The sequence below is a fragment of the Achromobacter maghribensis genome, from assembly GCF_057334215.1.
Genome location: NZ_JBHFII010000039.1, coordinates 14,704 through 18,615, shown reverse-complemented (window position 1 = coordinate 18,615; position 3,912 = coordinate 14,704). Strand labels below are relative to the sequence as shown.

Annotated in this window: 4 protein-coding genes; 2 read left to right on the top strand and 2 right to left on the bottom strand. The window is 65.2% G+C overall.

Annotation, left to right across the window (positions count from 1 at the left end; translation table 11 throughout):
* Positions 1–3 precede the first annotated feature (3 nt).
* Positions 4–1,068 carry an NAD(P)-dependent alcohol dehydrogenase gene (locus ACE039_RS15695; protein ID WP_485822771.1) on the bottom strand — a complete coding sequence of 355 codons (1,065 nt, stop codon included), beginning with the start codon at positions 1,066–1,068 and terminating at the stop codon, positions 4–6.
* A 106-nt stretch (positions 1,069–1,174) separates the two neighbouring features.
* Here ACE039_RS15695 and ACE039_RS15690 point away from each other — a divergent pair, with 106 nt between their 5' ends.
* Positions 1,175–2,071, top strand: a complete 897-nt coding sequence (locus ACE039_RS15690) for a LysR family transcriptional regulator (protein ID WP_485822770.1) — start codon at positions 1,175–1,177, stop codon at positions 2,069–2,071.
* Positions 2,072–2,103: 32 nt separating this feature from the next.
* Here ACE039_RS15690 and ACE039_RS15685 read toward each other — a convergent pair whose 3' ends face one another.
* Positions 2,104–2,967: a LysR family transcriptional regulator gene (locus ACE039_RS15685; protein WP_332007907.1), complete on the bottom strand. Its 864-nt coding sequence runs from the start codon at positions 2,965–2,967 to the stop codon at positions 2,104–2,106.
* 142 nt (positions 2,968–3,109) lie between these two features.
* Between ACE039_RS15685 and ACE039_RS15680 the strand changes: the two genes are divergently transcribed.
* Positions 3,110–3,912 (top strand): tripartite tricarboxylate transporter substrate-binding protein (locus ACE039_RS15680; protein ID WP_485822769.1); only part of this gene is annotated, 803 nt, incomplete at its 3' end.

Sequence of the window (3,912 nt, the reverse complement as noted above, 5' to 3'; positions counted from 1 at the left end):
GTGCTAGGCCGGGCCCGGTTCCGTCGCCAGCGATGCCATGTCGATCACGAAGCGGTACTTGACGTCGTTGTTCGACAGGCGTTCGTAGGCCTCGTTGACCGACTGGATCGGCACGATCTCCACATCGCTGACGATGCCGTGCTGGGCGCAGAAATCCATCATCTCCTGAGTTTCTTCCATGCCGCCGATGGCGGATCCCGCCAGCGACTTGCGTCCCAGGATCAGGTTCGCACCCGGGATCGGGTCCAGCGGCGTCAGCGCGCCCACCAGCGCCATGGTGCCATTCAAGCCCAGCAGCGCCATGTACGGGTTCACGTCGTGGCTGACGGGCACCGTGTTCAACAGGAAATCAAACGTGCCCGCATGCGCCGCCATTGCCTCGGGGTCGCGTGAGACCAGCACTTCGTCCGCGCCCAGGCGCTTGGCATCGCGCCCTTTGTCGGCCGACGTGGTGATCATCACCACATGCGCGCCCAGCGCGTGGGCGAACTTCACCCCCATGTGACCCAGTCCGCCCAGGCCGATGACACCGACTTTGTGGCCGGGCCCGACTTTCCAGTGGCGCAGCGGGGAATAGGTGGTGATGCCGGCGCACAGCAACGGGGCGACGGCCTTCAGGTCAAGCGTGTCGGACACTTTCACGACGAAGTGCTCGCGCACGACGATGCGGTCGGAATAGCCGCCAAAGGTCAACTGATCGCTGCCACGCTCGCGGTCGTTGTAGGTGAGCGTGGCACCTTCTTCGCAGTATTGCTCCAGGTTCAGGCGGCAGGCTTTGCAGTGCAGGCAGGAATCCACCATGCAGCCCACGCCAGCGTAATCGCCCGGCTTGAACTTGGTGACGTTCTTGCCGACCTGGGCGACGCGACCCACGATTTCGTGGCCCGGCACCATCGGATAGACGGAATTGCCCCAATCACCGCGCGCCTGATGCAGGTCGGAATGGCAGATGCCGCTGTACAGAATGTCGATCAGCACGTCGTCGTCGCCGGGTTCGCGCCGGGTGAAACTGAACGGGACCAGCGGGGTGTCGGTACTGTGGGCGGCGTAGCCTCGGGCTTGGATCATGATGGCCTGGAATAAGGGTTGTTAAGCAGGCATTCACAATATTCCCGGGGGAACTGGGTATCAAGCTAGAATTTCCGCATGTTTTGTTGAAAGAATTTGCACAATCATGCTGCCCGATAACCTGTCCCACTTGGCCGCCTTTTCGGCGGTGGCCCGGCATAGCAGCTTTCGCCGTGCCGGAGAAGAGCTCAGCCTGTCCACGTCGGCGGTCAGCTACGCGATCCGCAACCTGGAAGAACGGCTGGGGGTAAACCTGTTCAACCGGACCACGCGTAGCGTGGCGCTGACCGACGCTGGCCAGCGCCTGGCCGAACGCCTGCTGCCGGTGCTGCACGACCTGGGCGACGCGCTCGAGGAAATGAACCACTTCCGCGGCGCGGCGTCCGGCACATTGCGCATCAACACGTCGCGTCCGGCGTCCTACATGCTGCTGATGCCCTTTGCCGCGCGCTTCCTGGCGGCCTACCCGGATATCCGGCTGGACATTGCCGAAGACGACAGCTTCGTCGATATCGTCGCGTCCGGTTTCGATGCGGGCGTGCGTCTGCTGGAGGCCGTGCCTGAAGACATGGTTGCCGTGCCGATCGGCCCCAGCCTGCGCATGGCGGTCGTCGCGTCGCCCGCCTATCTGGCAGGGCGCGAGATTCCCCTGCATCCCAACGACTTGATGCGGCATGAATGCGTGCGCTACCGCTTTACCAGCGGCCGTTACTACAAATGGGAATTCGAGAAAGATGGCGTGGCGCTGGAAGTGGACGTGCCAGGGCGCATCTCGTTAAGCGACGTGCATGCCGAGGTGCGCGCCGCCGTCGATGGCATCGGCATCGGCGCCGTGCCGGAATACTACGTGAACGATCTGCTGGCAACGGGCCGCGTAGTGCGGCTGCTGGAGGACTGGTGCCCGCCGATCCGGGGTTTCATGCTGTATTACCCACGGCAGCGGCGGGTATCGTCGGCGTTGCGGGCGTTCATCGACATGGCCAAGCGGGAAGGCGGCGCCTGATCATCACCGTGCTTCAGGCGCCGTTGCTGGCGTTACGGACGTGGGCGCGCGCCTTCCAACAGGGCCTGCACCAGCCGGTTGTCCTGGTCCGTCAGGCGGCATACGAACGAAATCTGGCGGTAGGGCGCCTGTTTGCCCAGCGGCAGCACGCGTACCGGATGCACATTCAGCAGGTTCGGCCCGGGCTCGGGCAGCACGCACACGCCCAGGCCGGCCGACACCAGCGCCGTCAAGGCGGCCAGCGACTGCATCTCGATGCGGCAGCGCGCATGCGGCGCATGCTGCGCGACGTAGCGCGCGGCAAGCCGGCCACCGATGGTGGTCTTGTCGAAACGGATCCATTCGTACTGCTGGAACAATTCGGCGACGCGCGTGCCGTGCGAGTCGGGCGGCGCGATCAGTACCAGCGTTTCTCGGAACAGCGGGGTCCAGGCCAGGCGGCTGGAGCCGCCCGTTTCCGGTTGCGTGATGATGGCGGCGTCGATCTCGCCTTTTTTCAGCTTCTCGGTAAGCTCCGTGGCCCGTCCGCGCACCAGCCGCACGTCCAGCAACGGATAGCGTTCGCGCAATGTGCGCAGCAACGGCGGCAATAGCGTCACTTGCAACGGTTCGATCGTGCCCAGCCGAACCCTGCCTTCCACGGCGGGCGTGCTGCGCCGCCGCAGTTCGTCCAGGCGCGCCAGCGCGTCCTGCAGCACCGCATCAACTTCCGCGGCAAAGGCGTTGGGTCGCACCTGCAACGCGGACCGATCGAATAGCGGCTGTCCGAAGTACGCCTCCATTTGCTTCATCTGCAGGCTGACGGCGCTGGGCGACAGGCTCATGTCCGCCGCGCCTGCCGCGAAGCTGCCGCCGCGCAGCACGGCATTCAGCGTACGGAAAGATTCGATCTTCATCAGAAATCCTCACGTAGTGTTTTAAGAATCCTCGCTTTATATCACCAGGCGGGCGTCCTAGTATTCGCTTCAGACAAAACGACAAGCGGCTGGAACGCCGGCGGGCGACGCCCGGCGCCAGACCGCAACCGAGGAGACTCTCATGACAAAGACCCTTGCCGGCCTGCGCGCCGCCTTGCTGCCTGTTCTGGCGCTGACCCTGGCGCTGGGCGCGCCGGGCATGGCCGCGGCGCAGGCGGCGCCCGCCGTCCCCGCGACCATCACGATGGTCGTGCCGTTCCCGCCAGGAGGCAGCAACGATGTATTTGCGCGCGTGCTGGCGGAAAAGCTGGGGGCTCGCCTGTCGGCCACCGTCATCGTGGAAAACCGCCCGGGCGCGGGCGGTGCGATCGGCGCCGAATATGTGGCCCGCGCGCCCAAGGACGGTTCCGTGCTGATGCTCTCGTCTTCCACGCTGACGACCAACGCCGCCGTGCAGACCAATTTGAAGTATGACGTGGTGAGCAGCTTTGCGCCGGTGGCGATGCTGGCGCGCAGTCCGATGGCGCTGGTGGTGGGCAAGGACTCGCCCTATCAGTCCGTGGCCGATCTGCTGGCGGCCGGCCGCAAGGAACCCGGCAAGCTCACGTATGGCAGCGCCGGCCTCGGGTCGGTCAACCAGATGGCCAGCGAAATCCTGGCCGGCGGGGAAAAGACCTCGTTTACGCACGTGCCTTACAAGGGCATGTCGCATGCGCTGAACGACCTGGCGGGTGGCCGGGTGGACTTCGTGATCGGCAGCTTCGCGTCGACGGCCTCGCTGCTCAAGGGCGGCAAGCTGCGTGTGCTGGCCGTGACCTCGCCCGAACGGTCGCAGTTCTATCCGGCGCTGCCGACGATCGGCGAAGGCCAGCCCGGCTATTCGGTGGAACTGTGGTGGGGCGTGCTGGCGCCGGCGGGCACGCC

Excerpts from the sequence above, each read along its gene's own strand:
- ACE039_RS15695 (WP_485822771.1), bottom strand. The coding sequence starts at position 1,068 with ATGATCCAAGCCCGAGGCTACGCCGCCCACAGTACCGACACCCCGCTG.
- ACE039_RS15685 (WP_332007907.1), bottom strand. The coding sequence starts at position 2,967 with ATGAAGATCGAATCTTTCCGTACGCTGAATGCCGTGCTGCGCGGCGGC.
- ACE039_RS15690 (WP_485822770.1), top strand. The coding sequence starts at position 1,175 with ATGCTGCCCGATAACCTGTCCCACTTGGCCGCCTTTTCGGCGGTGGCC.